24 protein-coding genes are annotated in these 24,485 nt (G+C 68.4%); 17 read left to right on the plus strand and 7 right to left on the minus strand.

Translation table 11 applies throughout. The features are described from left to right. Positions 1-83: 83 nt before the first annotated feature. The gene (gene rpe / locus ACTIGJ_RS08970; protein WP_439639960.1) at positions 84-776 is read right to left on the minus strand and encodes a ribulose-phosphate 3-epimerase; all 693 of its coding nucleotides are present in this window, start codon (positions 774-776) and stop codon (positions 84-86) included. A gap of 313 nt (positions 777-1,089) precedes the next feature. Between rpe and katG the strand changes: the two genes are divergently transcribed. The 5 genes from katG (at position 1,090) to ACTIGJ_RS08995 (ending at position 5,562) form a co-directional block, all read left to right on the plus strand. Continuing rightward, complete coding sequence (gene katG / locus ACTIGJ_RS08975) at positions 1,090-3,294, plus strand: catalase/peroxidase HPI (RefSeq protein WP_439639961.1); 2,205 nt, start codon at positions 1,090-1,092, stop codon at positions 3,292-3,294. Between the two features lie 114 nt (positions 3,295-3,408). After that, positions 3,409-3,870 carry a CopD family protein gene (locus ACTIGJ_RS08980; protein WP_439639962.1) on the plus strand — a complete coding sequence of 154 codons (462 nt, stop codon included), beginning with the start codon at positions 3,409-3,411 and terminating at the stop codon, positions 3,868-3,870. A 5-nt stretch (positions 3,871-3,875) separates the two neighbouring features. Beyond that, on the plus strand, positions 3,876-4,763 hold the full coding sequence (locus tag ACTIGJ_RS08985) for a phosphoribosylaminoimidazolesuccinocarboxamide synthase (protein ID WP_439639963.1): 888 nt from the start codon (positions 3,876-3,878) through the stop codon (positions 4,761-4,763). 8 nt (positions 4,764-4,771) lie between these two features. Further along, on the plus strand, positions 4,772-5,152 hold the full coding sequence (locus tag ACTIGJ_RS08990; RefSeq protein ID WP_439639964.1) for an MAPEG family protein: 381 nt from the start codon (positions 4,772-4,774) through the stop codon (positions 5,150-5,152). Positions 5,153-5,184: 32 nt separating this feature from the next. Beyond that, on the plus strand, positions 5,185-5,562 hold the full coding sequence (locus ACTIGJ_RS08995) for a DUF6489 family protein (RefSeq protein ID WP_439639965.1): 378 nt from the start codon (positions 5,185-5,187) through the stop codon (positions 5,560-5,562). On the opposite strand, the gene ACTIGJ_RS09000 is transcribed toward ACTIGJ_RS08995, so the two are convergent. From ACTIGJ_RS09000 to recQ, 3 genes are all read right to left on the minus strand, one after another. After that, a complete protein-coding gene (locus ACTIGJ_RS09000) occupies positions 5,559-5,816 on the minus strand; it encodes a hypothetical protein (protein WP_439639966.1) in 258 nt (85 codons plus the stop codon). The two genes, ACTIGJ_RS08995 and ACTIGJ_RS09000, sit on opposite strands and share 4 nt — an antisense overlap. A gap of 93 nt (positions 5,817-5,909) precedes the next feature. Then, positions 5,910-6,389 carry a hypothetical protein gene (locus tag ACTIGJ_RS09005; protein ID WP_439639967.1) on the minus strand — a complete coding sequence of 160 codons (480 nt, stop codon included), beginning with the start codon at positions 6,387-6,389 and terminating at the stop codon, positions 5,910-5,912. A gap of 149 nt (positions 6,390-6,538) precedes the next feature. Further along, entirely contained in the window at positions 6,539-8,779 is a 2,241-nt protein-coding gene (gene recQ, locus ACTIGJ_RS09010) for a DNA helicase RecQ (RefSeq protein ID WP_439639968.1), read from the minus strand. A 227-nt stretch (positions 8,780-9,006) separates the two neighbouring features. Here recQ and ACTIGJ_RS09015 point away from each other — a divergent pair, with 227 nt between their 5' ends. From ACTIGJ_RS09015 to ACTIGJ_RS09025, 3 genes are all read left to right on the plus strand, one after another. Beyond that, complete coding sequence (locus ACTIGJ_RS09015; RefSeq protein WP_439639969.1) at positions 9,007-10,317, plus strand: YihY/virulence factor BrkB family protein; 1,311 nt, start codon at positions 9,007-9,009, stop codon at positions 10,315-10,317. Between the two features lie 70 nt (positions 10,318-10,387). Next, positions 10,388-12,082 carry an AMP-binding protein gene (locus ACTIGJ_RS09020; RefSeq protein WP_439639970.1) on the plus strand — a complete coding sequence of 565 codons (1,695 nt, stop codon included), beginning with the start codon at positions 10,388-10,390 and terminating at the stop codon, positions 12,080-12,082. Between the two features lie 183 nt (positions 12,083-12,265). Next, positions 12,266-13,444, plus strand: a complete 1,179-nt coding sequence (locus ACTIGJ_RS09025) for an OmpA family protein (RefSeq protein ID WP_439639971.1) — start codon at positions 12,266-12,268, stop codon at positions 13,442-13,444. Between the two features lie 116 nt (positions 13,445-13,560). On the opposite strand, the gene ACTIGJ_RS09030 is transcribed toward ACTIGJ_RS09025, so the two are convergent. Next, positions 13,561-15,348 carry a patatin-like phospholipase family protein gene (locus ACTIGJ_RS09030; protein WP_439639972.1) on the minus strand — a complete coding sequence of 596 codons (1,788 nt, stop codon included), beginning with the start codon at positions 15,346-15,348 and terminating at the stop codon, positions 13,561-13,563. A gap of 174 nt (positions 15,349-15,522) precedes the next feature. Between ACTIGJ_RS09030 and ACTIGJ_RS09035 the strand changes: the two genes are divergently transcribed. Next, positions 15,523-16,299 carry a class I SAM-dependent methyltransferase gene (locus ACTIGJ_RS09035; protein WP_439639973.1) on the plus strand — a complete coding sequence of 259 codons (777 nt, stop codon included), beginning with the start codon at positions 15,523-15,525 and terminating at the stop codon, positions 16,297-16,299. Here ACTIGJ_RS09035 and ACTIGJ_RS09040 read toward each other — a convergent pair. Further along, a complete protein-coding gene (locus ACTIGJ_RS09040; protein ID WP_439639974.1) occupies positions 16,289-17,209 on the minus strand; it encodes a LysR family transcriptional regulator in 921 nt (306 codons plus the stop codon). The two genes, ACTIGJ_RS09035 and ACTIGJ_RS09040, sit on opposite strands and share 11 nt — an antisense overlap. Positions 17,210-17,333: 124 nt before the next feature. On the opposite strand from ACTIGJ_RS09040, the gene gtdA reads away from it, so the two are divergent. Genes gtdA through ACTIGJ_RS09065 form a run of 5 tightly spaced genes read left to right on the plus strand, consistent with a single transcriptional unit; the run spans position 17,334 to position 21,598 of the window. After that, a complete protein-coding gene (gene gtdA, locus ACTIGJ_RS09045) occupies positions 17,334-18,356 on the plus strand; it encodes a gentisate 1,2-dioxygenase (protein WP_439639975.1) in 1,023 nt (340 codons plus the stop codon). 23 nt (positions 18,357-18,379) lie between these two features. Then, positions 18,380-19,075, plus strand: a complete 696-nt coding sequence (locus ACTIGJ_RS09050; protein WP_439639976.1) for a fumarylacetoacetate hydrolase family protein — start codon at positions 18,380-18,382, stop codon at positions 19,073-19,075. 36 nt (positions 19,076-19,111) lie between these two features. Further along, complete coding sequence (locus tag ACTIGJ_RS09055) at positions 19,112-19,831, plus strand: alpha/beta fold hydrolase (protein ID WP_439639977.1); 720 nt, start codon at positions 19,112-19,114, stop codon at positions 19,829-19,831. A 10-nt stretch (positions 19,832-19,841) separates the two neighbouring features. Continuing rightward, entirely contained in the window at positions 19,842-21,107 is a 1,266-nt protein-coding gene (locus ACTIGJ_RS09060; RefSeq protein ID WP_439639978.1) for an aromatic ring-hydroxylating dioxygenase subunit alpha, read from the plus strand. Further along, positions 21,104-21,598 carry an aromatic-ring-hydroxylating dioxygenase subunit beta gene (locus ACTIGJ_RS09065; protein WP_439639979.1) on the plus strand — a complete coding sequence of 165 codons (495 nt, stop codon included), beginning with the start codon at positions 21,104-21,106 and terminating at the stop codon, positions 21,596-21,598. Before ACTIGJ_RS09060 ends, ACTIGJ_RS09065 begins: the two co-directional genes overlap by 4 nt. Before the next feature lie 25 nt (positions 21,599-21,623). Here the strand turns inward: ACTIGJ_RS09065 and ACTIGJ_RS09070 are convergent, their stop codons facing one another. Next, the gene (locus ACTIGJ_RS09070; protein WP_439639980.1) at positions 21,624-22,058 is read right to left on the minus strand and encodes a SufE family protein; all 435 of its coding nucleotides are present in this window, start codon (positions 22,056-22,058) and stop codon (positions 21,624-21,626) included. 96 nt (positions 22,059-22,154) lie between these two features. On the opposite strand from ACTIGJ_RS09070, the gene msrP reads away from it, so the two are divergent. Genes msrP through rph form a run of 3 tightly spaced genes read left to right on the plus strand, consistent with a single transcriptional unit; the run spans position 22,155 to position 24,485 of the window. Beyond that, positions 22,155-23,129: a protein-methionine-sulfoxide reductase catalytic subunit MsrP gene (gene msrP / locus ACTIGJ_RS09075; protein WP_439639981.1), complete on the plus strand. Its 975-nt coding sequence runs from the start codon at positions 22,155-22,157 to the stop codon at positions 23,127-23,129. Then, positions 23,129-23,791 carry a sulfite oxidase heme-binding subunit YedZ gene (locus ACTIGJ_RS09080; protein WP_439639982.1) on the plus strand — a complete coding sequence of 221 codons (663 nt, stop codon included), beginning with the start codon at positions 23,129-23,131 and terminating at the stop codon, positions 23,789-23,791. Before msrP ends, ACTIGJ_RS09080 begins: the two co-directional genes overlap by 1 nt. Next, positions 23,772-24,485 carry a ribonuclease PH gene (gene rph / locus ACTIGJ_RS09085; protein ID WP_439639983.1) on the plus strand — a complete coding sequence of 238 codons (714 nt, stop codon included), beginning with the start codon at positions 23,772-23,774 and terminating at the stop codon, positions 24,483-24,485. Before ACTIGJ_RS09080 ends, rph begins: the two co-directional genes overlap by 20 nt.

Raw genomic sequence — 24,485 nt, forward strand, 5'->3', positions numbered from 1 at the left:
CCTTACGCCTCGCCCAGGGCTGCCGCCCCTTGAAGTCATGCGCCGGAGTGTCGGCCGAGCCACTCCGGAAAGCGCGCAAGACTTCAAGCCTTGGCGATTTCCGCGCGCAGCGCGGCGACGGTAGCGGCGTAGTCCGCCGTGTTGAAGATCGCCGAGCCGGCAACGAAGGTGTCGGCCCCGGCGGCGGCGATCGAGCGGATGTTGTCGATCTTCACGCCGCCATCGATTTCCAGGCGGATCGCGTGGCCGGTTTCAGCGTGGTGCTGGTCGATCAGGCGGCGCGCCTCGCGCAGCTTGTCGAGCGCGCTGGGCAGGAAGCTCTGGCCGCCGAAACCGGGGTTGACCGACATCAGCAGCACGATGTCGACCTTGTCCATCACGTAGCGCAGGTGGTCCAGCGGCGTCGCCGGATTGAACACCAGGCCCGGCTGACAGCCGGCGTCGCGGATCGCCTGCAGGCTGCGGTCGACATGCCGGGTCGCTTCCGGGTGGAAGGTGATCGAGGTGGCGCCGGCCTTGGCGAACAGCTGCGCCAGCGGATCGACCGGTTCAACCATCAGGTGGACGTCGATCGGCGCGCGGATGCCGTACTTGCGCAGCGCCTCGCAGACCATCGGGCCGATCGTCAGGTTCGGCACGTAGTGGTTGTCCATCACGTCGAAGTGAACCCAGTCAGCACCGGCGGCCAGCACCCGGGCCGTGTCTTCGCCGAGGCGCGCGAAATCGGCGGACAGGATGCTCGGGGCAATCACGGGCGGCAGCGTCGGCTTGGTCATGAAAAGTCCGGTGGAACAGGCGCGAAGTCAGCGGAATCTATCAGATTCAACCTCAGGCCCCGAGCGCTGCCATCGGCTGCGGACAGCTGGAACTGCTGCGCCGGAACATAGTCAAAGACCATGCAAAGGATGAATACGATTGTCTTTACCCATTCATCGCCGGTCTCCAGACTGCGCCTTGTCCGGTGCTGCTGCGAGCAATCCGGGCCGACGCTTGGAAGCGGGGCAGCGCATTGCGTATGGTCAGGCCACGCGCCGGCCCTGAAGCTCTGAGCGCGACAAGCACCTCGCGGGTTTGAACAGGAGAGATCACATGACAAGTGAAAAGAAGTGCCCGTTTTCCAGCGGCTCGCCGACTGCCGCGGTCGCCAGCGTCCGGACCAATGCCGACTGGTGGCCGAACCAGCTGAACCTGAAGATCCTGCATCAGCATTCGCCGCGCGCGAATCCGCTGGGCGACAGCTTCGATTACGCGGCCGCCTTCAAGAAGCTTGACCTGCATGCAGTGATCAAGGACCTGCGCGCCTTGATGACCGATTCCCAGGACTGGTGGCCGGCCGACTACGGCCACTACGGGCCGCTGTTCATCCGCATGGCCTGGCACAGCGCCGGCACCTATCGCATCGCCGATGGCCGCGGTGGCGCCGGCTCCGGCGAGCAGCGCTTCGCACCGCTCAACAGCTGGCCGGACAACGGCAATCTCGACAAGGCCCGGCGCCTGCTGTGGCCGATCAAGCAGAAGTACGGCAAGTCGCTGTCCTGGGCGGATCTGATGATCCTGGCCGGCAACGTCGCGCTGGAATCGATGGGCTTCAAGACCTTCGGCTTCGCCGGTGGCCGCGCTGATGTCTGGGAGCCGAGCGAGGACATCAACTGGGGTCCGGAAGCCGAATGGCTGGCGACCAGCGACAAGGCCGACAGTCGCTACTCCGGCGACCGCGATCTGGCCAACCCGCTCGGCGCCGTCCAGATGGGCCTGATTTACGTCAATCCGGAAGGCCCGGACGGCAAGCCGGACCCGGTGGCCTCCGGCCGCGATATCCGCGAAACCTTTGCCCGCATGGCGATGGACGACGAGGAAACCGTGGCGCTGGTCGCCGGCGGCCACACCTTCGGCAAGGCGCATGGCGCTGGCCCGGCTTCCCATGTAGGGGCCGAACCGGAAGGCGCGCCGATCGAGGCCCAGGGGCTCGGCTGGCTCAGCACGCACGGCAGCGGCAAGGGCGGTGACGCCATCACCAGCGGCATCGAAGGCGCCTGGAAGCCGAACCCGACGACCTGGGACAATGGCTATTTCGACACGCTGTTCAAGTACGACTGGGAACTCAGCAAGAGCCCGGCCGGTGCCCACCAGTGGCATCCGAAGAACGGCGCCGGCGCCCAGGACGTGGTCGACGCCCACGATCCGAGCAAGCGCCACCCGCCGATGATGACCACGGCCGACCTGGCGATGCGCTTCGATCCGGCCTACGAAAAGATCTCCCGGCGCTTCCACAAGGACCCGAAGGCGTTTGCCGATGCTTTCGCCCGCGCCTGGTTCAAGCTGACCCACCGCGACATGGGTCCGGTGGCGCGCTACCTCGGCCCGCTGGTGCCGAAGAAGACGCTGATCTGGCAGGACCCGGTGCCGGCGCACGAAGGTCCGGTGGTCGGCGCCCGCGAGATCGAGGCCCTGAAGAAGGCGCTGCTGGCCTCCGGCCTGAGCATCTCCCAGCTGGTGACCACCGCCTGGGCCTCGGCCGCGACGTTCCGCGGCAGCGACAAGCGCGGCGGTGCCAACGGCGCGCGCATCCGCCTCGCGCCGCAGAAGGACTGGCCGGTGAACCAGCCGGCCGAGCTGGCCAAGGTGCTGAAGACGCTGGAAAAGGTTCGCAAGGATTTCAACGCCAAGAGCAAGAAGCCGGTATCGCTGGCCGATCTGATCGTGCTCGGCGGCGCGGCGGCGATCGAGGCGGCTGCCGCCAAGGGCGGCGTCAAGATCACGGTGCCGTTCTCGCCGGGCCGTACCGACGCCAAGCAGGCGCAGACCGATGTCGCCTCGTTCGCGCCGCTGGAGCCGGTGGCCGATGGCTTCCGCAACTACGTGCAGGCCGGTGTCTCGGTCTCGCCGGCCGAGCTGCTGGTCGACAAGGCGCAGCTGCTGACCCTGAGCGCGCCGGAAATGACCGTGCTGGTCGGCGGCCTGCGGGTGCTCGGCGTCACCGTCGGCAAGGCCTGCCACGGCGTCTTCACCCAGCGGCCGGAAACGCTCAGCCAGGATTTCTTCGTCAGCTTGCTGGACATGGGCACGGTCTGGAAGAAATCGGCCGGTGATGCCGCCGTGCTTGAAGGGCGCGACCGCGCGACCGGGGCGCTGAAGTGGACCGGCACCGTCGTCGACCTGGTGTTCGGCTCCAACTCGCAGCTGCGGGCGCTGGCCGAGGTCTATGCCGCGAAGGACGCCAAGACCAAGTTCGTGACCGACTTCGTCGCGGCCTGGAGCAAGGTGATGAACCTGGACCGCTTCGACCTCGCCTGACCCGGGTTGCGGCACCGACAAGGCCGCCGGATTCGTCCGGCGGCTTTTTTCGTGGCGTGTCCGGAGTCACTTCAATACAGTGACGCCCTGTTCGCCACCTGCACCGTCCGCACCATGGGTCTCGCCACTGCTGTCCATACGCTGTTCGCCGCCATCTGGGTCGGCGGCATGTTCTTCGCCTACGTCTGCCTGCGGCCGACGCTCGCCGGCATCGACGCGAAAACCCGCACCACCTTGTGGGCGCAGGTGCTGCACCGCTTCTTTGGCTACGTGTTCCTGTCGGCGGCGTTGCTGCTGGGCACCGGCCTGCACCTGATCCGCAAGCTCGGCGGCATGGCGGCGGTCGGCCCGCATGTCCACATCATGCTGACCCTGGGGCTGGTGATGATGGCGCTGGCGCTGCACGTCTACTTCGCGCCGCTGAAGCGCCTGAAGCTGGCGGTGCTGGCCGGCGACGTGCCGGAAGCCGGGCGCCGGGTCGGCCAGATTCGCCTGTTCGTCGGCATCAACCTGCTGCTCGGTCTGGCAGTGATCGCGATCGCCAGCGGCGGCCGCTACTTTTTTGCCGGAGCCTGATCGTCATGACCACGCCGCTCCACGAAGCCACCATCACCAGCCTGCCGAAGCTGCACAGCGGCAAGGTGCGCGACCTGTACGCGCTGGGCAACGACCACCTGCTGATCGTCACCAGCGATCGCCTGTCCGCCTTCGACGTGATCCTGCCCGATCCGATTCCCGGCAAGGGCGCGGTGCTGAACGCGCTGACCGCGTTCTGGATGGCGCGCTTCTCGTCATTGATTCCGAACCACTTCGACACCTCGGTCGATCTCGCCCGGTGGCTGACGCCGGCCGAACTCGCGCAGTGCGCCGGCCGCGCCGTGGTGGCGAAGAAGCTCAAGGCATTGCCGGTCGAGGCGGTGGCGCGCGGTTACCTGATCGGCTCCGGCTGGAAGGATTACCAGGCCACCGGCGCGGTCTGCGGCATCCCGATCCCGAAGGGCATGGAACTGGCCGGCCGGCTCGCCGAGCCGATCTTCACGCCGGCGTTCAAGGCGCCGAAGGGCGAGCATGACGCCAACATCTCGTTCGAGGACACTGTGAAGCTGGTGGGCGAGAAGCTCGCCCACCAAGTGCGCGACATCACCCTGCGGCTGTACCGGGAAGCCTCGGAGTTCGCGCGCACGCGCGGCATCATCATCGCCGACACCAAGTTCGAGTTCGGCGTCGACGCCGCCGGCACCCTGCACCTGATCGACGAAGTGCTGACGCCGGATTCCTCGCGCTTCTGGCCGGCCGACCAGTACCAGCCCGGCATCAGCCCGCCGAGCTTCGACAAGCAGTACGTGCGCGATTACCTGGAAACGCTGACCTGGAACAAGACCGCGCCTGGCCCTGCGCTGCCCGAGCCGGTCATCGCCCGCACGGCGGCCACCTACCGCGAAGCGCAGCGCCTGCTGACCGGACACTGAGAATCCCGATGACGACTGCCTACTGGTGCGTGCTGATCGCCGCCTACCTGCCGCTGGCCTTCACCGGTCTGGCCAAGTTCGGTGCCGGCGGCCGTGATTTCGACAACCGCGCGCCGCGCGCGATGCTGGCCCGCCTCGACGGCTGGCGGGCCCGCGCCAACTGGGCCCAGGCCAATGGCTTCGAGGCGTTCCCGCCGTTCGCGGCGGCGGTGATCATCGCCCACCTGGCCGCCGTGCCGCAGGCGCGGATCGACCTGCTGGCGCTTAGCTTCATCGGCCTGCGGGTGGTCTACGGCGTGCTCTACATCGCCGATCTCGCCACCCTGCGCTCGATCGTCTGGATCGCCTCGGTCGGCTGCGTGATCGGGCTGTTCGTGTCGGCCGCCTGAAAGGAATTCGCCACGGTTCGAGGAGCGTCGCCATGCAGATCAAGATCGAGATCGACGTCAAGCCCGAGGAACTGCGCCGTTTCCTCGGCCTGCCGGATGTCGCGGGCCTGCAGGAAGACCTGATGAACTTCGTCCGCGACAAGCTCGGAGCGGCGGCGGAAACGCTGGATCCGTCGAGCTTCGTCAAGGACAACCTGCAGAGCCTGAAGGCCAGCGCGCCGTGGCAGCGGCTGGTGTCGGCGACCAAGGTCAGCGTCAAGGTGGCCGAGCCGGCGGCGGCCGGCGTGCGTCGGGCCGGCAAGTCCGCCAAGGGCGCGGCCGGCGTCGCGGGTGCCGCCCGGCCGAAGGCGCCGCGCAAGCGGGCGGCCGCCCGCAAGACCGCGCCGAAGCCGGACAGCGCCGGCAGCTAGGACGCCAGCCGCTCCTGCCCGGCCGGACTGCGCAGCAGCGCCCGCAACAGAAGGACGCGCTGGCGATGGTCATCGCGCAGCCGGCGGGTGGTCAGCGGCAGCAGATCGATCTGGTGGCGCAGCAGTTCGGCGAAGGTGCGCGTGCGGCGCGCCACCTGCCAGCGTTGCCGCAGCGCGGCCCGATGGGCCGCCAGCGCCTGCGCTTCGTGCTGGGCAATGGTTTCGAGACCGTCGAGCAAGGTCTGCTTGTTCATGATCGTGGGCCAGAGGCCAAAAACGACTGAGCCGCGCCGCCCCTGCGGGCAGCGCGGCTCAGGGTGGTCCGCATCGGCGGACGCGGGCGCTGCTTACTCGGCGGCCTTTTCGGCGGCCTTGACGGCCTTCTTCACGGTGGCGGCGGCCTTTTTGGTGGTGGCCTTGGCGGCCTTGGCCACCTTCGCGGCCGGCGACTTGCCGGTCAGCTGGGCCTGGATGGTTTCCACGCCGGTCTTGACCACCTTGTACAGCTCCTCGCCGGTGCGCGAGACGACGGTGACCGTCTGGCTGAACGGGGCCACCAGGGTGTCGGTGGCCGGCAGGTAGCTGATCGGGTCGGCGGCGATGGCCTTCAGGCCGTCGGTCTTCGCCTTCTCGAAGCTCGACACGGCAGCCGAATAGATTTCCTTGGCGGCGGTGGTGTTCTCGTTGAGCAGCGACTTGTAGCCGCCAACCACCACATCGCCAGCCTGCTTCAGGCTTTCGATCGAGATTTCGGCAACCTTCTGGCTGTGGCCGGACAGGGTCTCGACGCGGCCTTTGACATCTTCAACAACGCTCTGAAAGTTCATTTGCGCTACTCCTCGTGTGACGGGCGGGTTCAATGCTGCGACGCAACAATTGATGCACCGCATCATAGCAGTGGTTTTTCGAGTGTCAAGCGCGGGACGATGTCAAGCATGACGAACCCTCATGTGCCGTCAGCGGGACATCCGCCGCGTCAGCCCGGCGCTTGGCGTCCGTGCCGCCAGGCGCGGACCAGCCGCAGCTCCTCGTAGCGAAAGCGGCCCTGCAGCGCCTCGTAGGCGGGCTTGAGCCGCAGTTCGCCGTGCTGTTCGAGCGCCGCGACGATCTCCTGCAGCCGGTCGTGGGCGATCAGCCGGGACAGGTCGATGGCTGCGCCGTGGGCCAGAAGTGCTTCGAGGTGGCCGGTGATCGTCGCCGCGTCGAGCCCGCGCCGGGCCGCGATCGTGTCGACGTCGAGCCCGCGGTCGAACAAGGCCTGGGTGGCGATCACGGTGTCCGGCAGGTCGTCGTCGACGATGCGGCTGTCGTCGACGACGAAGGCGCTGGCGTCTTCGGCCGGGGCTTCCGGCGCTGCCAGGCCCTTGTCGACCAGGAAGCTGCGGATCGCCGCCGTGAACGCAGCGCCGTACTGCGCCAGCTTGCGGCTGCCGACGCCGGAGATGTCGAGGAACGCCGTGCTGGTCAGCGGCTGGCGTTCGGCCATCTGGCGGATCGAGGCATCGCTGAACACCACGTACGGCGGCACGCCCTGCTGGTCGGCGAGCTGCTTGCGCAGGCTGCGCAGCACCTCGAACAGCGCATCGCCTTCCGGCGTAGCGGTCTCGCCGGCGGCCGCAGTGCGCGTGCGTTTCTTCTTCTCGGCTTTCGGCGCCACCGCGAACACCACTTTGCGCTCGCCCTTGAGCACGGCGCGGCTGGCCTCGTTCAGGCGCAGCACCGGGAACTCGTGGCCGAACTCCTCGACCAGCCCCTGGTGGATCAGCGCCCGCACGAGCAGGCGCCAGTCGTCCTGCGAACGCTGTTTGCCGATGCCGTAGACCGACAGCGATTGATGGCCGCGATCGATCAGCTTCTGGGTTTCGGCGCCGCGCAGTACGTCGATCACATAGGCCGCGCCGTAGCGCTCGTTGCGCTGCGCGAGCCGGGCGATGGCCGAAAGGAATTGCCGCGCTTCCAGCGTCCAGTCCTCGACCGGCTTCGGTTCGTTGCAGTTGTCGCAGGCGCCGCACGGCGGATCGAAGTTCTCGCCGAAGTAGCGCAGCTGGATCGCCCGCCGGCATTCGGTGGATTCGGCGTAGTCGAGCACCTTGCGCAGCTGCTGCTTGGCCAGCCGCTGCTCGGCTTCCAGCGGTGCGCCGGTGGCGGGATCGACCTTCTGGGCGATCAGGAATTCGGCGGTCTTCAGGTCGCCGATGCCGAAATACAGCCAGCAGTCGGCGCGCTCGCCGTCGCGGCCGGCGCGACCGGCTTCCTGGTAGTAGCCCTCCATGGTCTTCGGCAGGTCGTAGTGCACGACCCAGCGCACGTCCGGCTTGTTGATGCCCATGCCGAAGGCGATCGTCGCGACGATCACCTGCGCATCGTCGCGGATGAAGGCGTCCTGGTTCGCCCGCCGGACGTCGGCGCTCAGGCCGGCGTGGTACGGCAGCGCGCGGATGCCGGCGTCGCGCAGGCTGTCGGCCAGTTCGTCGACCCGCTTGCGCGACAGGCAGTAGACGATGCCGGCGTCCTGCGGCCGGCTGCGGGCGCGTTCGAGCAGCTCGGTGTAGCTGCGGCCGCCCTTGGCGCGCACTGCGTAATGCAGGTTCGGCCGGTTGAAGCTGGACACGTGGATCGCTGGCGCGTGCAGGCCGAGCTGGTGGACGATGTCGTCGCGCACGCGGCCGGTGGCGGTCGCGGTGAAGGCGAACACCGGCACCGACGGAAAATGCTCGCGCAGGCAGTGCATCTGCCGGTACTCGGGCCGGAAATCGTGGCCCCATTCGGAGACGCAGTGCGCCTCGTCGATGGTGAAGCCGGACAGCCCCTGCGCCTCCTGCAGCCGGGGCAGGAATCCGTCGAGGAAATCGGCCGTCAGCAGGCGTTCCGGCGCCAGGTACAGCAGCCGAAGCTCGCCTTTCAGCAGGGCCGACAGCGTGTCGGACGATTCCCGCGCACTCAAGGACGAGTTCAGGAAGGCGGCGGCAATGCCGTTGTCGCGCAGCAGCCGCACCTGGTCCTGCATCAGCGCGATCAGCGGCGACACCACCACCATCACGCCGGGCCTGAGCAGCGCCGGCAGCTGGAAGCACAGTGACTTGCCGCCGCCGGTCGGCATGATCGCCAGCAGGTCGCGGCCGGCCAGCGCGTCCTCGACCACCGCCTGCTGCCCGGGCCGGAAGTGGTCGAAGCCGAACCAGCGCTTCAGCGCTTCCAGCGTGCGGGGACGGTCCATCTCGGGTTCGGGGCAGCGGCAGTCGGAGCGGCATTATCGCTGCTGGCGAACGGCGACAAGCGGGGCTCGCGCGGTAGACGCGAAGACCTGCGGAACGGCAACGGCACGGACACCCCCGCGCGAAGTCTTTTCCTGCGCGCCGGCCTCGCCCGCCTGGTGCGGGGGCCTTGCTGCGGCAAGCGCCTGCTGCATGGACAGCGCTGCCTGTGGTCGCGACAATCCGGGCCATGCTCCCGCCGCCCTATCAACGCGTCCACGACCTGCTGTGGCTGCGCGAACCCACCTCCACGCTCGGGCGCCGGCTGCTGAAGCCGGGTCGCTACGCACTGGCCCTGCTGCGCGATCTGCTGGAAGGCGAGATTTCGCTGCGGGCGATGAGCCTGGTCTACACCACACTGCTGTCGCTGGTGCCGCTGCTGGCGCTGGCGTTCTCGGTGCTCAAGGCATTCGGCGTGCACAACCAGCTGGAGCCGATCCTCAACCGTGCGCTCGAACCGCTCGGCGACCAGGCGGCGGTGATCAGCGGCAACATCATCACCTTCGTCGACAACATCAAGGTCGGTGTGCTCGGCTCGATCGGCATCGCGCTGCTGCTGTACACCTCGGTGTCGATGATTTCCAAGATCGAGGCCAGCTTCAATTTCATCTGGAAAATCCGCCAGGAGCGCGGCCTGACCCAGCGCTTCGGCGAGTACTTGTCGGTGCTGCTGATCGGCCCGGTGCTGGTGTTCTCGGCGATCGCGCTGACCGCCTCGGTGCGCTCCAGCACCGTGGTGACAACGCTGGCGCTGTACGAGCCGTTCGGCACCACGATCCTGCTGGTGACCAAGCTGATGCCGTACGTGCTGATCGTCGCCGCGCTGACCTTCATCTACAGCTTCATCCCGAACACCCGGGTGCGGATGTCGGCGGCCGTCGGCGGCGGCCTGTTCGCCGGCTTCGCCTGGGAAACCGCCAGCATCGGTTTCGCCAAGTTCGTCGCCGGCGCCTCCAGCTACAGCGCCATCTACTCCAGCTTCGCGATCCTGATCATCCTGCTGATCTGGCTGTACGTGAGCTGGCTGATCGTGCTGTTCGGCTGCCGGCTGGCGTTCTACCTGCAGCATCCCCGGCAGCTGGTCGGCGCCATCGAGATCCCGCTGCCGACCAGCCGGGAAATCGAATACCTGCCGATCCGCGTGATGATGCTGGTGGTTCGGCGCTTCGCCGCCGGTCAGCCGCCGTTGCCGATGGCCGACATCGAGCGGCGGCTGGCGGTGGATGGCGAACGCATGGCGCGCGCGGTGCGGCCGCTGATCGCCTGCGGCGCGCTCGGCGAAAGCGGTGCGGAACGGCGCCTGCTGCCGGCCCGCGACCCGGCGTCGTACCGGCTGGCCGATCTCTGGCTGTGGTGTCGTGGCGCAGCGCCCGACATCGCCCGCGACGATGACGACGACCAGCGGCTGGCGACCTGGCTGGCGGCCGCCGAACAGGCGGCGGCGGCCACCGGCGAGCCGAGCTTCGCCGACTGGCTGCGCGGCGGGACCCCATCCCTATAATCCGGCCCACCGGAGTAGTGCAGTGAACCAGGCCGCCGCTCGACGCGGCCCTCGATAAGAAGGCAATTGCATGGCGAACGGCGGAGCGGCGCAGCAATCGACGGGGCCGGAACGGGTCTGGTTGCGCCAGTACGGCAGCGGCGTGCCGGCCGACATCGATCCGCAGGCCTTTGCCTCGCTGGCCGCTGTCATCGACCGCGCCTGCGAGCGTTATCGCGACCTGCCGGCATTCGAGAACTTCGGCACCCGGCTGAGCTACGACGATCTCGACCGCCTGTCACAGGATTTCGCATCCTGGCTGCAGAACGTCGCCGGCCTGCAGCCGGGCGACCGGGTCGCGGTGATGATGCCGAACCTGCTGCAGTACCCGGTCACGGTGTTCGGCATCCTTCGCGCCGGCCTGGTGGTGGTCAACGTCAACCCGCTGTACACCGCCCGCGAACTCAAGCACCAGCTGAAGGATTCCGGTGCGCGGGTGATCGTGGTGGTCGAGAACTGCGCGGCGACGTTGGCCCAGGTGCTGGCCGACACCGCCGTGGAAGCGGTGGTCACCACCCAGATCGGCGATCTGTTGCCGTTCCCGCGCGGGGCGCTGGTCAACTTCGTCGTCAAGCGGCTCAGGCGGCAGGTGCCGCCGTGGCGGCTGCCGGGCAGCCTGCCGTTCCGCACGGTGCTGGCGCGCGGCCGCGCCGAGCCCTATCACCGCGTGCCGCTTGGTCATGACGACATCGCCTTCCTGCAGTACACCGGCGGCACCACCGGGCTGTCGAAGGGCGCCACGCTGAGCCACGGCAACCTGGTGGCGAACCTGCTGCAGATGCAGGCCTGGATCGGCCCGAAGCTCGACGAGGGCCGCGACGTGGTGATCACCGCGCTGCCGCTGTACCACATCTTCGCGCTGACGGTGAACGCGCTGCTGTTCGCCCATATCGGCGCCCGCAACGTGCTGATCACCGATCCGCGCGACATGGATGGCTTCGTCGCCGAACTGGCCCGCCAGCCGTTCACCGCGTTCACCGGCGTCAACACGCTGTTCAACGCGCTGCTGAATCACCCGCGCATCGCCTCGGTCGATTTCTCGGCGCTGAAGTTCACCGTCGGCGGCGGCGCGGCCGTGCAGCAGGCGGTCGCGGAGCGCTGGCAAGCGCTGACCGGCGTGGCGCTGACCGAAGGCTACGGGTTGTCGGAAACCTCGCCCGGTGTCTGCTTCTCGCCGCTCGATCGCCCGGACTGGAACGGCACCATCGGCGTGCCACTGCCATCGACCTGGGTGTCGCTGCGCGACGACGAAGGCCGCGAGGTGCCGGTCGGCACGCCGGGCGAGTTGTGCGTGAAGGGGCCGCAGGTGATGCGCGGCTACTGGAACAAGCCGGAGGAGAATCGCGCCGCCTTCACGGCCGACGGCTGGCTGCGCACCGGCGACATCGCCACCGTCGACGCCGACGGTTGGTTCCGGATCGTCGACCGCAAGAAGGACATGATCCTGGTATCCGGCTTCAACGTGTATCCGAACGAGATCGAGAACATCGTTGCGCTGCACCCGGGGGTGCTCGAGTGCGCCTGCATCGGCGTGCCCGATGCGCGCAGCGGCGAAGCGGTGAAGGTGTTCGTCGTGCGCCGCGATCCGGCCCTGACCGAAGCGGCGCTGCGCGCCCACTGCCAGGCGCACCTGACCGCTTACAAGGTGCCGAAGGCGATCGAATTCCGCGATGCGCTGCCGAAATCCAACGTCGGCAAGATCCTGCGCAAGGAACTCCGGGCCTGAATCGGCGGTCTTCGGCGGTGGCGCCTGATGTCCCCGTCATCTGCTCGCAACGCACCGCGATCGTGCAAGATCGCCACCGTTCGGCACCGACGGGGGCATCGGAATCGCCAGCCATCGGTGTCAGGACGCTATCATGGCCGTACGTTGTCCCTTTTCGAACAACCCCAACAAGGAGTTTCCGCAATGACGAAAACCGCTCTTGCGCTCATGCTCGGCCTCGGCGTGACGACTGCGCTGCCGACGCTGGCCGCCGGCGATCTGTCGAGGAACCCGTACGGTGCCGTGCTCGGCAACTACGTGGTGCCGGATTCCGACCGTGACGCCGACTACGGCGTGGGCGGTACCGTCGTGTTCTACGGCAAGCCGCTGGCGGAACACCTGAACATCGAGCTCAGCGGTTTCGGCAACACGCTGCGCCGGACCTCCGATAACGGCGATGACACCCAGTTCGGCCTCGGCATCGACTTCGTCGTGCCGCTGGTCAAGGGCCCGGTGCGGCCGTTCCTGCTGGTCGGCGCCGGCGGCGTCCGCGACCAGCTCGACACCACCAACGACACCGACAGCATCAATCCGTACGTCAACGCCGGCGGCGGTCTGCTGATCGCGCTGAACGACCGCTTCGCGGTGCGCGCCGAAGCGCGCTGGCTGCTGGACTTCAACAACAGCTCGTACCCGAACAAGGACCAGCTGGGCGATGGCCGTTTCGGCTTCGGCCTGCAGTACGCGTTCGGCAAGCCGTACGTCGCGCCGCCGCCGCCGGCCCCGCCGGTGGCCGTGGCACCGCCGCCGCCGCCCCCGCCGCCGCCGGCTGACAGCGACAAGGACGGCGTGATCGACGCCAACGACAAGTGCCCGAACACGCCGGCCGGCGTCCGGGTCGATGCCGTCGGCTGCCCGCTGGACAGCGATGGTGACGGCGTTGCCGATTACCTCGACAAGTGCCCGGGCACGCCGAAGGGCTTCAAGGTCGATGCCGAGGGCTGCATCATCGAGCAGACCATCGTGCTGCGCGGCATCAACTTCGAGTACGACAAGGACCAGCTGACGGCCGAAGCGAAGGCGATCCTCGACGCGATCGTGCCGGGCCTGGCGGCTCAGCCGAAGCTGACGCTCGAAATCGGTGGCCACACCGACTCGCGCGGCACCGACGCCTACAACAAGGCGCTGTCGCAGCGTCGTGCCAACTCGGTGAAGGCCTACCTCGCCGCCAAGGGCGTGGCGCCGGAGCGTCTGGCCGCCGTCGGTTACGGCGAGTCCAAGCCGGTTGCCGACAACAAGACCGAAGCCGGCCGCAGCGAGAACCGCCGCGTCGAGTTCCAGGTGCTGAACAAGCCGCTGACGGTCAAGGTCATCAAGAAGTAAGACCGACCCGCTGCTGCTGAAAAGCCGCCGGACGCAAGTCCGGCGGCTTTTTTTGTGCCTGCTGCCGGCGGCGCTTGCCGTCGCTACTGCTGCCGCGGGCGAGGCGCGCCGTGGTGTCAGCCGTGGCGATCGCTGTCGATCCGCTCGGCGAAACCGGCGAGCAGCCGCTGGGCATGGCGGTAGCCGCGCTCGACCAGCTCGTCGATGCGCTTCCAGTCGAACAGGCCGATGCCGGACACCGGCATCCGCAGGTACAGGTCGGCCAGGCCGGCGCGGGCCTTGGTGCCGCTTTCGCTGGTCAGCGTGGCGCTGCGGAACAGGATGTCGGCCAGTCGCAGGCCGGGGCCGTTGCGGGCCTGGCGCAACAGCGCTTCCGGGTCCGGGCCGTCGACGCCGGGCAGGCTCAGGGCACCTTCGGTGGACACGTCGGAGGCGATCACCGGACCCCGCCCCTCGCTGCGCATGATGTCGGTCGGCAGGCTGTTGATGATCGCGCCATCGGCCAGCAGGTCGCCGTTCCAGACCACCGGCGGCGCGACGCCGGGCACCGCCATGCTGGCGCCGATCCACAGCGACAGCGGCCCCTGGCGGTGGGTCATCGTCACGCCGCGCGTCAGATTGCTGCTGACGCAGAAATAGCCGAGCGGCAGCTCCTCGATCATCTGCTCGCCGAAGATCGCTCGCAGCCGCGCACCGAAGCGCCGGCCGCGGATCAGCGACACGCGCGGCAGCACGAAATCGTTGAGGTAGTTCTGGCGCACGAAGGTGTCCTCGGCGATCCGCCGCAGCTCGCGGCTGTCGGCCCCGCAAGCCAGCAGGCCGCCGAAGAAGGCGCCCATGCTGGTGCCGCCGATCAGGTCGATCGGCCGGCCCATTTCCTCGAGCGCGCGCACCAGCCCGATATGGGCGAAGCCGCGTGCGCCGCCGCCGCCCAGCACCAGGCCCAGCGCCCGGCCGCTGAGCAGGCGGGCCAGCCGGTCGTGGTCGCCGGCGCGCAGCGGGTGCAGGTGGTGGTGGCTGTCGAGATCGCAGTTCGCCATCCAGTCGCGCAGCGTCGGGACCGGCGTCGGCCCTTCGCGCAGCATCACCAGCTCCACCGGGGTGCGCAGCAGCGTCCGGCGCAGCACGCCGGGCAGCGGGCTGTCGACCGGGCGCAGGCTCGGATCGGCGACGATCAGCACCCGGTCGGCCTGGCGCATGCAGCGCTCGCTCCAGGCATCACCGCCCGGCGTGCCGACGTACAGCAGGCGATGGCCGCCCTGCTCGCGCTCGGCCAGCCACTGGATCAGCCGCTCATGGCCCGGCCCGCCGCCGAGCGGCGTCTGCGCCGCACCGGCGCCGAGTGCTGCATCGACGCGGCGTGCGTCCAGCCACTCCGGCGTTTCGCCCTGCCGGCGGAAAGCCGCCTCCAGCCGTTCCAGAAAGCCGGCCAGCGGCACCGACGGCCCGGCCGGCATGATTGCCAGCGCCGGCCGCGATGGCGGCCGCGGCCCGGCGACGGCGCTCAGGTTGTGGCGCAGGCGCTGGATCAGCACGCGGGTGATCGCCATCAGCGCCGACGGATGCTGCTGGATGAAGGCCAGCAGGGCGTCGCGCTCGATGCGCAGCAGCAGGCTGTCGCGCAGCGCGTAGACCTCGCCGCTGCGCGGCTCGTCGGTCATCACGCTGATTTCGCCGATCGGCTCCAGCCGCGAGATGTCGCCGGCCACCGTGCCATCGCCGCGATGGGCGCGCAGGCGGCCGCTGGCGACGATGTACAGGCAGTCGGCAGGACCGCCGGCGGCGAACAGCTGCTGGCCGCCGGCCACCGGAACGATGCGGCAGACGCTGCCCAGCCTGCGGATGGCGGAGTCCTCGAGACCGGCGAACAGCCCGCACTGCGACAGGATCTCGACGACGTCCATGGCGATCGGCAACGAAAAGTGAGCGTCTGCAAGCCTACCGTCTGCCGCTGCCGGCCGGGGCCCGGCCGGCGCGGCGCGGGGTCGTCGCGCGATCCGGCCGCTTCGTCGGCTGTCGTGACAAGCGCGACGGGATGGCGCGGCACAATGCGACCTTTCTGTTCACCCGCACGCGCCATGCACGCCCCCGACCGCTACCGCCCGACCGAACGCTTCGGTGACCGGGTCGACGACTACCGCCGCTACCGTCCGGGCTATCCGGCGGCGCTGAGCCGCTGGTTGATGGCCGAAGCTGGCCTGCAGCCCGGCGATGCCGTGGCCGACATCGGCGCCGGCACCGGTCTGCTGAGCCGCGACCTGCTGGCTGCGGGCCTCGCCGTGCACGCGGTGGAACCCAATGCGGCGATGCGCGCGGCCGCCGAGGCTGACCTTGGCCGCCAGCCGGGCTTTGCCAGCGTCGCCGGTACCGCCGAGGCCACGACCTTGCCGGCCGCGTCCGTCAGCCTGGTGACGGCGGCGCAGGCCTACCACTGGTTCGAGCCGGAAGCGGCGCGGGCCGAAAGCCTGCGGATTCTCCGGCCGGGCGGCCATGCGGCGCTGATCTGGAACGTGCGGCGCATCGACAGCCGCTTTGCCGAAGCCTACGAAACGCTGCTGATGGCGCGCTGCCCGGACTACGCGGCCGGCCAGCCGCACCAGGCCTCGGCCGAGGAAATCGCCCGCTATTTCGGCCCGTCGGCCACCCGGCCGATCAGCTTCGACTACCAGCAACGCTTCGATTTCGATGGCCTGAAAGGCCGGCTGCTGTCGTCGTCCTACACGCCGCCGGCCGGCGACCCGGCGCGCGCGCCGCTGCTGGAGGCGCTGCGCAGCCTGTTCGACCAGCACCAGCAGGACGGTCAGGTGGCGTTCGGCTACGACACCCGCGCCTGGATCGCCCGGCTCAGGCCCTGACGGCAGCCGGATCGGCGTGCAGCTGCAGCAGCCGTTCGCGCAGCCAGCGATTGCCCGGGTCCTGATGCTGGCGGGTGTGCCAGAACAGGTTGATGGCGATGTCCGGCAAAGTGGCGGGATGCGGCAGCGCCACCAGCCCGAACGGCGCGGTGACGGTTTCGGCGAAGCGCGCCGGCACCGTCGCGATCATGTCGCTGGCTGCCAGGATGTGGCCGACGGCGACGAAGTGCGGCACCCGCAGCCGCACGCGGCGCGCGATCTTCTGGCGGTCCAGCAGCGCATCGACGCGGCCGTGGCCGGTGCCGGCCGACATCACCACCACATGCTCGGCGGCGGCGAAGGCGTCGAGCGTCAGCGGCGCCCGGCTCAGCGGATGGTCGCGGCGCATCAGGCAGACATAGCGCTGTGAGAACAGCGGCCGCTGGAAGAACGCTGCCTTCAGCTGCGGCAGCAGGCCGATCGCCAGATCGACCTGGCCCGCCTCCATCGCATCGCGCAGGTTGATCGCCGTGTTGCGTACCGTGCTGATGGTCAGCTGTGGCGCTTCGCGGCTCAGCATCTCCATCAGCGCCGGCAGGAAATAGATCTCGCCGATGTCGGTCATGCCGATCGTGAACGCGCGATCGGCGGTCGCCGGGTCGAACGCGGCGCGCTGATTCACCGCCCTATGCAGCAGGCTCAGGGCGTTGGCCACCGGCTCGGCCAGCGCTTCCGCGAACGGGGTCGGTTCCATGCCGCGCGAGGTGCGCCGGAACAGCTCGTCGCCGAGCAGCCGGCGCAGCCGCCCGAGCGCATTGCTGACCGCCGGCTGCGTCAGACCCAGCGATTCGGCGGCCCGCGACACGCGGCGTTCGGCCATCAGCTGACGGAACACGACCAGCAGGTTCAAGTCGATCTGGTGCAGGTCCATGGCATTCCCATCAATCACAAACGTGATGTTATGTATTCAGAACATTCTATTGGTTGATAACGCAAGCACCGTGATGATGGCGCCGCCGTTCGCTTCCGCCCCATGACCAGGCCCCGCCCCGCCGATGACCGACGCCCGCCGCGCCTACTACGACCGAATTGCCGCCCACGGCCTGACGCCGCTGTGGGAAGTGCTCGGCGCACTGGTGCCGCCGTCGCCGCGTTCGCCGGTGCAGCCGGCGATCTGGCGCTATGCCGAGCTGCGCGAGCAGGTTATGGAAGCCGGCCGGCTGATCACGGCCGAAGAAGCGGAGCGGCGGGTGCTGATCCTCGAAAACCCGGGTCTGCGCGGCCAGTCGGCGATCACCCAGTCGCTGTACGCCGGCCTGCAGCTGATCCTGCCGGGTGAAGTGGCGCCGGCCCATCGCCACACGCAGTCTGCGCTGCGGCTGGTGCTTGACGGCGAAGGTGCCTACACGGCGGTGGACGGCGAACGCACGACGATGCGGCGCGGCGATTTCATCATCACGCCGGCCTGGACCTTCCACGATCACGGCAATGACAGCGCCCAGCCAGTGGTCTGGCTCGACGGGCTCGACATCCCCACGGTGCGCTTCCTCGACGCCGGCTTCGCCGAGAAGGCCGCCGCCCACCAGCAGCCGGTGACGCGCCCGGAAGGCGATGCGCTGGCCCGCTACGGCGCCAACCTGCTGCCGATGGATTACCAGCCGGCGCCGGCCGACCCGACCCGGGTGTTCGTCTATCCGCATGCGAAGACGCGCGCTTCACTGCAGGCGATCGCCGCCGGAGGCAACCCCGATCCGCACCTCGCGCACAAGCTGCGCTACGTCAATCCGGCGACCGGCGCGTCGCCGATGCCGACCATCGCCGCGTTCACGCAAGCCATCCCGGCCGGCTTCGAGACCCGCCGCCTGCGCAGTACCGACGGCACGATCCACGTCTGCCTCGAAGGCGGCGGCGAGGCCGAGATCGCCGGCCAGACGTACCGCTTTGCCGAAAACGATGTCTTCGTCGTGCCGTCCTGGCATCCGCTTCGACTGCGCGCCGACCGCGACACGATGCTGTTCAGCTTTTCCGACCGTCCGATCCAGCAGGCGCTGGGGTTGTGGCGCGAAGAACGGCTTTGATTCCACTGCCGCCATCCACTGCCATGACCTACGCCATTCCCGCCCCCCAGCCGCGCAGCCTGAGCATCGCCGGCATAGCTGACCGTTTCCCGGTCAACCGCATCTTCTGTGTCGGCCGCAACTACGCCGCCCATGCCCGCGAGATGGGCCGCGATCCGGATCGCGAAGCGCCGTTCTTCTTCATGAAGCCGGCGCAGGCGGCGGTCGATGCCAGCCTGCCGGCGATCATTCCGTATCCGCCGCGCACCGCGAATTTCCATCACGAGATCGAACTGGTGGTGGCGATCGGCAAGGGCGGTGCCGACATCGCGGTCGAGACCGCGCTCGATCACGTCTACGGCTACGCGGTCGGTCTGGACATGACTCGCCGCGACCTGCAGCTCGACGCCCGCGACAAGGGCCGGCCCTGGGAGTTCGGTAAATCCTTCGCGCAGTCGGCGCCGATCGGCGCGATCCACCGCGCCGCCGACATCGGCCATCCGGAACACGCGGCGATCGCGCTGAGCGTCAACGATCAGGCCCGGCAGTCGTCGGACATCGACAAGCTGATCTGGTCGGTCGCCGAGTCGATCGCCCAGCTGTCGATGTTCGATGCGCTGGAGCCGGGCGATCTGATCATGACCGGCACGCCGGAAGGCGTGGCGGCCGTGCTGCCGGGCGATCGGATGGTCGGCTCGATCGCCGGGCTCGGCCGGATCGACGTGCGGGTCGCGAACTGACCACCACAACAACGACAACGAACGAGGAGTCGGAGCATGGCCCATTACGTCCTGATTCACGGCGCCTGGCACGGCGGCTGGTGCTGGCGCGAGGTCGCGAAAACCCTGCGTGCCGCCGGCCACACGGTGTTCACGCCGAGCCTGACCGGCAATGGCGAAAGCCGCCATCTGGGCTGCGAGCGCATCACGCTGGAAACCCATACCCGCGACGTGCTCGGCTTGATCGCCGCCGAGGAACTGAACGAAGTGATTCTGGTCGGCCACTCGTACGGCGGCATGGTGATCACCTCGGCAGCCGATCGCTGTGCGGAGCGGATCAAGCGGCTGGTCTATCTCGATGCCTTCGTGCCGACCCACGGCGAGAACCTGGCCGACTGCATCCGCCGCAACCTGCCGAAGGAGGCCGCGGACATCTTCATCGGCCACTTCCATCAGGCGCGTGATCATGACGGCCTGATTCCGCCGATTCCCGGCGCGCTGTTCGGCCAGACGCCGGCGACCACCGAATGGATGGAGCGGCAGTGCAACGCGCAGTCGCTGGCCACCTTCCAGTGGCCGGTGCTGCTGAGCGGCGCGGCCGCTGCCATTCCGCGCAGCTACATCGTGGCCGACCACTGGCAGCCGAGCCCGTTCCAGGCCGAAGCCGCGCGCTACGCCAACGCGCCGGGCTGGACGCTCGATCGTCTGGCCGGCGGCCACTGCCTGATGATGGACAGCCCGGCCGAACTGTCCGCCGTGCTGGCGCGGCTGGCCTGAGCGCATCGCGATGAACGCGCCGATTGCCCTTGCCGAACTGACGGCGGCGCCGATGAACTGGGAGCGCGGCACCAGCCGCATCCCGTTCGCGGTCTACAACGATCCGGCGCTGCACGCGCGGGAACTGCAGCGCTTCTTCTACGAAAAGCACTGGTGCTACGTCGGGCTGGAAGCGGAAATCCCCAAGCCGGGCGACTACAAGCGCACCGAGATCGGCGAGCGTTCGGTGATCCTGGTGCGCGCGCTCGACGGGGCGATCCATATCGTCGAGAACGCCTGCGCGCATCGCGGTGTGGCTTTCTGCCGCGCGCGCCATGGCAATGCGCAGGCCTTCGTCTGTCCGTACCACCAGTGGAATTACGCGCTCGACGGCCGCCTCAGAGGCGTGCCGATGCGCCACGGCGTCAAGCGTGATGGCGTGGTGCAGGGCGGCATGCCGGCCGATTTCAACTTCGCCGAGCACGGCCTGACCCGGCTCAAGGTCGCGGTGCGCGGCGGTGTGGTGTTCGCCAGCTTTGATCACGATGTGGAGTCGTTCGAGGACTTCGTCGGCCCCGAGGTGCTGCGCTACTTCGATCGCCTGTTCGATGGCCGCAAGCTCAACATCCTCGGCTACAACCGCCAGCGCATTCCGGGCAACTGGAAGCTGATGCAGGAAAACATCAAGGACCCGTATCACCCGGGCCTGCTGCACACCTGGTTCGTGACCTTCGGCCTGTGGCGCGCCGACAACCGCGCGCAGATGGTCATGGATGCGCGCCACCGCCACGCGGCGATGATCTCGACGCGCGGCAATGCCGGCGCCGTGACCGAGGTGTCGCGGGTCTCGAGCTTCAAGCAGACGATGCAGCTCAACGACGCGCGCTTTCTCGACATCGTCCCCGAGCCCTGGTGGAACGGCCCGACGGCGGTGATGACCACGCTGTTCCCGAGCGTGATCCTGCAGCAGCAGGTCAACAGCGTGTCGACCCGGCAGATTGTCCCTGATGGCCACGGCCATTTCGATTTCGTCTGGACCCACTTCGGCTTCGAGGACGACACGCCGGAGATGACCCAACGGCGTCTGCGGCAGGCCAACCTGTTCGGGCCGGCCGGTTTTGTGTCGGCCGACGACGGCGAGGTCATCGAGTTCTCGCAGGAAAGCTTCGAGGCCAGGCCTGCGCATCGCACGCTCGTGGAACTCGGTGGCGATGAGGTCGCGGATACCGATCACATGGTCACCGAAACGCTGATCCGCGGCATGTACCGCTACTGGCGCGAGGTCATGGGTCGATGAGTGCCGCGCCGGGATCAGCCATCTGTTTCGAGGACTGGCAGGCGCTGGTCCAGCTTTACGCCGACTACGCGCACGTCGTCGATGCCGGCCTCTGGGAGCAGTGGCCGGAGTTCTTCACCGAGGACTGCGTCTACCGGGTGCAGCCGCGCGAAAACCACGAGCGTGGCTTTCCGCTGGCGACCCTGAGCTTCGAAAGCAAGGGCATGCTGAAGGACCGCGCCTACGGCATCCGCGAGACGCTGTTCCACGACCCCTACTACCAGCGCCATGTGGTTGGCCTGCCGCGCCTGCTGGAGGCCGGGGAAGGACGCTTCGAGGTGGAAGCGAACTACGCGGTGTTCCGCACCAAGCTGAGCCAGCTGAGCACGGTCTACAACGTCGGCCGCAGTCTTGATGTCGTGGTGCGCACCACGGATGGCCTCAAGTTCGCGCGCCGCGAATTCATCTACGACAGCGAGATGATTCCGAACTCGATGATCTATCCGCTCTGAGCCGGCCAGCGGCCGGCGGCGCGCTTCAGCCGGCGGCCGTCGCCGCCGTTGCAGCCATCTGGCGGATGCGCTCGACCATCGCGTAGAAGCCGTTGCGGCGGTTCATCGACAGATGGCTTTCCAGCCCCAGCTGCGCGAACGCGGCCTTGATGTCGGTGTCCAGCACTTCGCGCGCGGTGCGGCCGTCGGTCAGCGCCAGGATCAGCGCGATCAGGCCCTTGACGATATGGGCATCGGAATCGCCCCGCAGGTGCAGGCGCTGCTCGGCGTCGACATCGCCGGCCAGCCAGACCTGGCTCATGCAGCCGCGCACCTTGTGCGCCTCGTCGTGTTCGGCTTCCGGCATGTCCGGCAGCTTGCGGCCCAGTTCGATCAGGTAGCGGTAACGCTCCTCCCAATCGCCGAGCATGTCGAAGGTGTCGATCAGGTCCTGCAGGGCGGGGTTGTCTGCTGTGCTCACGCGTCCGGAATTCATGTTCTTTCGTTCCCTGCCTATGTTACGGGCAACTGCCGGCCCGGGCGGCTGTCTTTCGGGCAGGCTCGCAGGAGTGACCCCATGCTGATTCGCAGTACACCACCGTTTCCCATTGCGCCGTCGGAGATCACGCCCGAGGCGGTTCATGCCGATCGGCGCCAGTTTCTGGCGCGCCTCGGCCTGGCGGGCGCCGGTCTGGCGCTGACCGGTTGCGGCGAGGCCGCACCACCGGCCGCCAGCGCCGCCCCGGCGGCGGCCGAACTGCCGGCGCTCGCCGTCGGCCAGAAGCGCAACTTCGCCGGTGACGAGACGCCGAGCCGCTATCAGGACATCACCGAGTACAACAACTACTACGAGTTCGGCACCGACAAGTCCGAACCGGCCCGCAACGCCGGTTCCCTGCGGACACGGCCGTGGACGGTGATGGTCGACGGCGAATGCGAAGCGCCGGGTCCGCTCGATCTCGACGCGCTGCTCAAGCCGCACGCGCTGGAGGAGCGCATCTACCGCCTGCGCTGCGTCGAAGCCTGGAGCATGGTGGTGCCGTGGGTCGGCTTTCCGCTGGCTGATCTGCTGAAGCGCTTCAAGCCGACGTCCAAGGCGAAGTTCGTGCAGTTCTTCTCGCTGGCCGACGAGCAGCAGATGCCGCTGATCAAGCGTGGCGTGCTGCCCTATCCGTACCGCGAAGGCCTGCGCATCGACGAGGCCCTGCATCCGCTGGCCTTCGTCGCGGTCGGACTGTACGGCCGGGTGCTGCCGAACCAGAACGGCGCGCCGATCCGCGTGATCACGCCGTGGAAGTACGGCTTCAAGGGCGCGAAGTCGATCGTCCGCATCCACTTCACCGAACGCCAGCCGGAAACCACCTGGAACGCGATCGGCGCGTCCGAGTACGGCTTCTACGGCAACGTCAATCCGGACGTGGACCACCCGCGCTGGAGCCAGGCCAGCGAGCGGCGGCTCGGCGAGCTGCGCCGCCGGCCGACCCTGATGTTCAACGGCTATCCCGAGGTCGCGCCGCTGTACGCCGGCATGGACCTGCGCCGTTATTACTGATGTCGGCTGCGGCGCGACTGCGGCTGGCGCGGCTGCTGGTCTGGGCCGGCTGTCTGGCGCCGCTGGTGCTGCTTGGCCTGCGCACGCTGCACGGTGCGCTCGGCGCCAATCCGATCGAGTTTCTGGAACGCGCGCTCGGCGACTGGTCGCTGCGCCTGCTGCTGCTGAGCCTGGCGATGACGCCGCTGCGCAGCTTCAGCGGCTGGCTCTGGCCGCTGAAGCTGCGCCGCACGGTTGGCCTGTGGGCCTATGCCTACATCTGCCTGCATGTCGCGGTCTACATCGTCTTCGACCTCAACATTCTCGAACCGGCGCTGGCCCTGGCCCAGCTGGCCGAGGACCTGGTCAAGCGGCTTTACATCACCGCCGGCTTCGCCGCCTGGCTGTTCCTGCTGCCGCTGGCGATCACCTCGACCGACGGCTGGCAGCGGCGGCTCGGCCGACGCTGGAAAACACTGCACCGGCTCGTCTATCCGGCTGCCGCGCTGGGCGTGCTGCACTACGTCTGGCTGGTCAAGAAGGACCTGCGCGAGCCGCTGGTATACGCGGCGATCCTTGCGGTTTTGCTGCTCTGGCGCTGGCCTTGGCCGAAAGTGCGCAGCGCTATACTCCGCGCCCATTCCGTTTCCCCAGCCTCCCCTCGTGACCAGACCCTCCGGTAGAGCCCCCGACCAGCTGCGCGCCGTCACCATCGAGCGCCAGTTCACGCGCCATGCCGAAGGCTCGGTGCTGGTGGCGTTCGGCGACACCCGGGTGCTGTGCACGGCCAGCATCGAGGAGCGCGGCCCGGCCTGGAAGAAGGACGGCGGCTGGCTGACCGCCGAGTACGGCATGCTGCCGCGCTCGACCCACACCCGCTCCAAGCGCGAAGCCGCGCAGGGCAAGCAGAACGGTCGCACCCAGGAAATCCAGCGCCTTATCGGCCGCAGCTTGCGTTCGGTGCTCGATCTCGATGCGATGGCCGGCATCACCATCACCATCGACTGCGACGTGCTGCAGGCCGACGGCGGCACCCGCACCGCCAGCATCACCGGTGGCTATGTCGCACTGGTCGACGCCGTCGCCCACCTGCGCAAGATCGGCAAGCTCAAGCGCGATCCGCTGCACGGCCAGGTGGCGGCGGTGTCGGTCGGCATCGTCAACGGCGTCGCCGTGCTCGACCTCGACTACCCGGAAGACTCCGGCTGCGAGACCGACATGAACGTGGTCATGAACGAAGCCGGCGGCTTCATCGAAGTGCAGGGCACCGCCGAAGGCCACGCCTTCCGTCGCGACGAACTCGACGCAATGCTGGCGCTGGCACAGAAGGGCATCGCCGAACTCTGCGTCGCGCAGCGGGCGGCGCTGGGCGGTTGA

Origin of the sequence: Nevskia sp., from assembly GCF_051860985.1 — a bacterium.
Taxonomy (GTDB): Bacteria; Pseudomonadota; Gammaproteobacteria; order Nevskiales; family Nevskiaceae; genus Nevskia.

Coding starts and splice junctions, on each gene's coding strand:
- rpe (WP_439639960.1), bottom strand. CDS start 776: ATGACCAAGCCGACGCTGCCGCCCGTGATTGCCCCGAGCATCCTGTCC.
- katG (WP_439639961.1), top strand. CDS start 1,090: ATGACAAGTGAAAAGAAGTGCCCGTTTTCCAGCGGCTCGCCGACTGCC.
- ACTIGJ_RS08980 (WP_439639962.1), top strand. CDS start 3,409: ATGGGTCTCGCCACTGCTGTCCATACGCTGTTCGCCGCCATCTGGGTC.
- ACTIGJ_RS08985 (WP_439639963.1), top strand. CDS start 3,876: ATGACCACGCCGCTCCACGAAGCCACCATCACCAGCCTGCCGAAGCTG.
- ACTIGJ_RS08990 (WP_439639964.1), top strand. CDS start 4,772: ATGACGACTGCCTACTGGTGCGTGCTGATCGCCGCCTACCTGCCGCTG.
- ACTIGJ_RS08995 (WP_439639965.1), top strand. CDS start 5,185: ATGCAGATCAAGATCGAGATCGACGTCAAGCCCGAGGAACTGCGCCGT.
- ACTIGJ_RS09000 (WP_439639966.1), bottom strand. CDS start 5,816: ATGAACAAGCAGACCTTGCTCGACGGTCTCGAAACCATTGCCCAGCAC.
- ACTIGJ_RS09005 (WP_439639967.1), bottom strand. CDS start 6,389: ATGAACTTTCAGAGCGTTGTTGAAGATGTCAAAGGCCGCGTCGAGACC.
- recQ (WP_439639968.1), bottom strand. CDS start 8,779: ATGGACCGTCCCCGCACGCTGGAAGCGCTGAAGCGCTGGTTCGGCTTC.
- ACTIGJ_RS09015 (WP_439639969.1), top strand. CDS start 9,007: ATGCTCCCGCCGCCCTATCAACGCGTCCACGACCTGCTGTGGCTGCGC.
- ACTIGJ_RS09020 (WP_439639970.1), top strand. CDS start 10,388: ATGGCGAACGGCGGAGCGGCGCAGCAATCGACGGGGCCGGAACGGGTC.
- ACTIGJ_RS09025 (WP_439639971.1), top strand. CDS start 12,266: ATGACGAAAACCGCTCTTGCGCTCATGCTCGGCCTCGGCGTGACGACT.
- ACTIGJ_RS09030 (WP_439639972.1), bottom strand. CDS start 15,348: ATGGACGTCGTCGAGATCCTGTCGCAGTGCGGGCTGTTCGCCGGTCTC.
- ACTIGJ_RS09035 (WP_439639973.1), top strand. CDS start 15,523: ATGCACGCCCCCGACCGCTACCGCCCGACCGAACGCTTCGGTGACCGG.
- ACTIGJ_RS09040 (WP_439639974.1), bottom strand. CDS start 17,209: ATGGACCTGCACCAGATCGACTTGAACCTGCTGGTCGTGTTCCGTCAG.
- gtdA (WP_439639975.1), top strand. CDS start 17,334: ATGACCGACGCCCGCCGCGCCTACTACGACCGAATTGCCGCCCACGGC.
- ACTIGJ_RS09050 (WP_439639976.1), top strand. CDS start 18,380: ATGACCTACGCCATTCCCGCCCCCCAGCCGCGCAGCCTGAGCATCGCC.
- ACTIGJ_RS09055 (WP_439639977.1), top strand. CDS start 19,112: ATGGCCCATTACGTCCTGATTCACGGCGCCTGGCACGGCGGCTGGTGC.
- ACTIGJ_RS09060 (WP_439639978.1), top strand. CDS start 19,842: ATGAACGCGCCGATTGCCCTTGCCGAACTGACGGCGGCGCCGATGAAC.
- ACTIGJ_RS09065 (WP_439639979.1), top strand. CDS start 21,104: ATGAGTGCCGCGCCGGGATCAGCCATCTGTTTCGAGGACTGGCAGGCG.
- msrP (WP_439639981.1), top strand. CDS start 22,155: ATGCTGATTCGCAGTACACCACCGTTTCCCATTGCGCCGTCGGAGATC.
- ACTIGJ_RS09080 (WP_439639982.1), top strand. CDS start 23,129: ATGTCGGCTGCGGCGCGACTGCGGCTGGCGCGGCTGCTGGTCTGGGCC.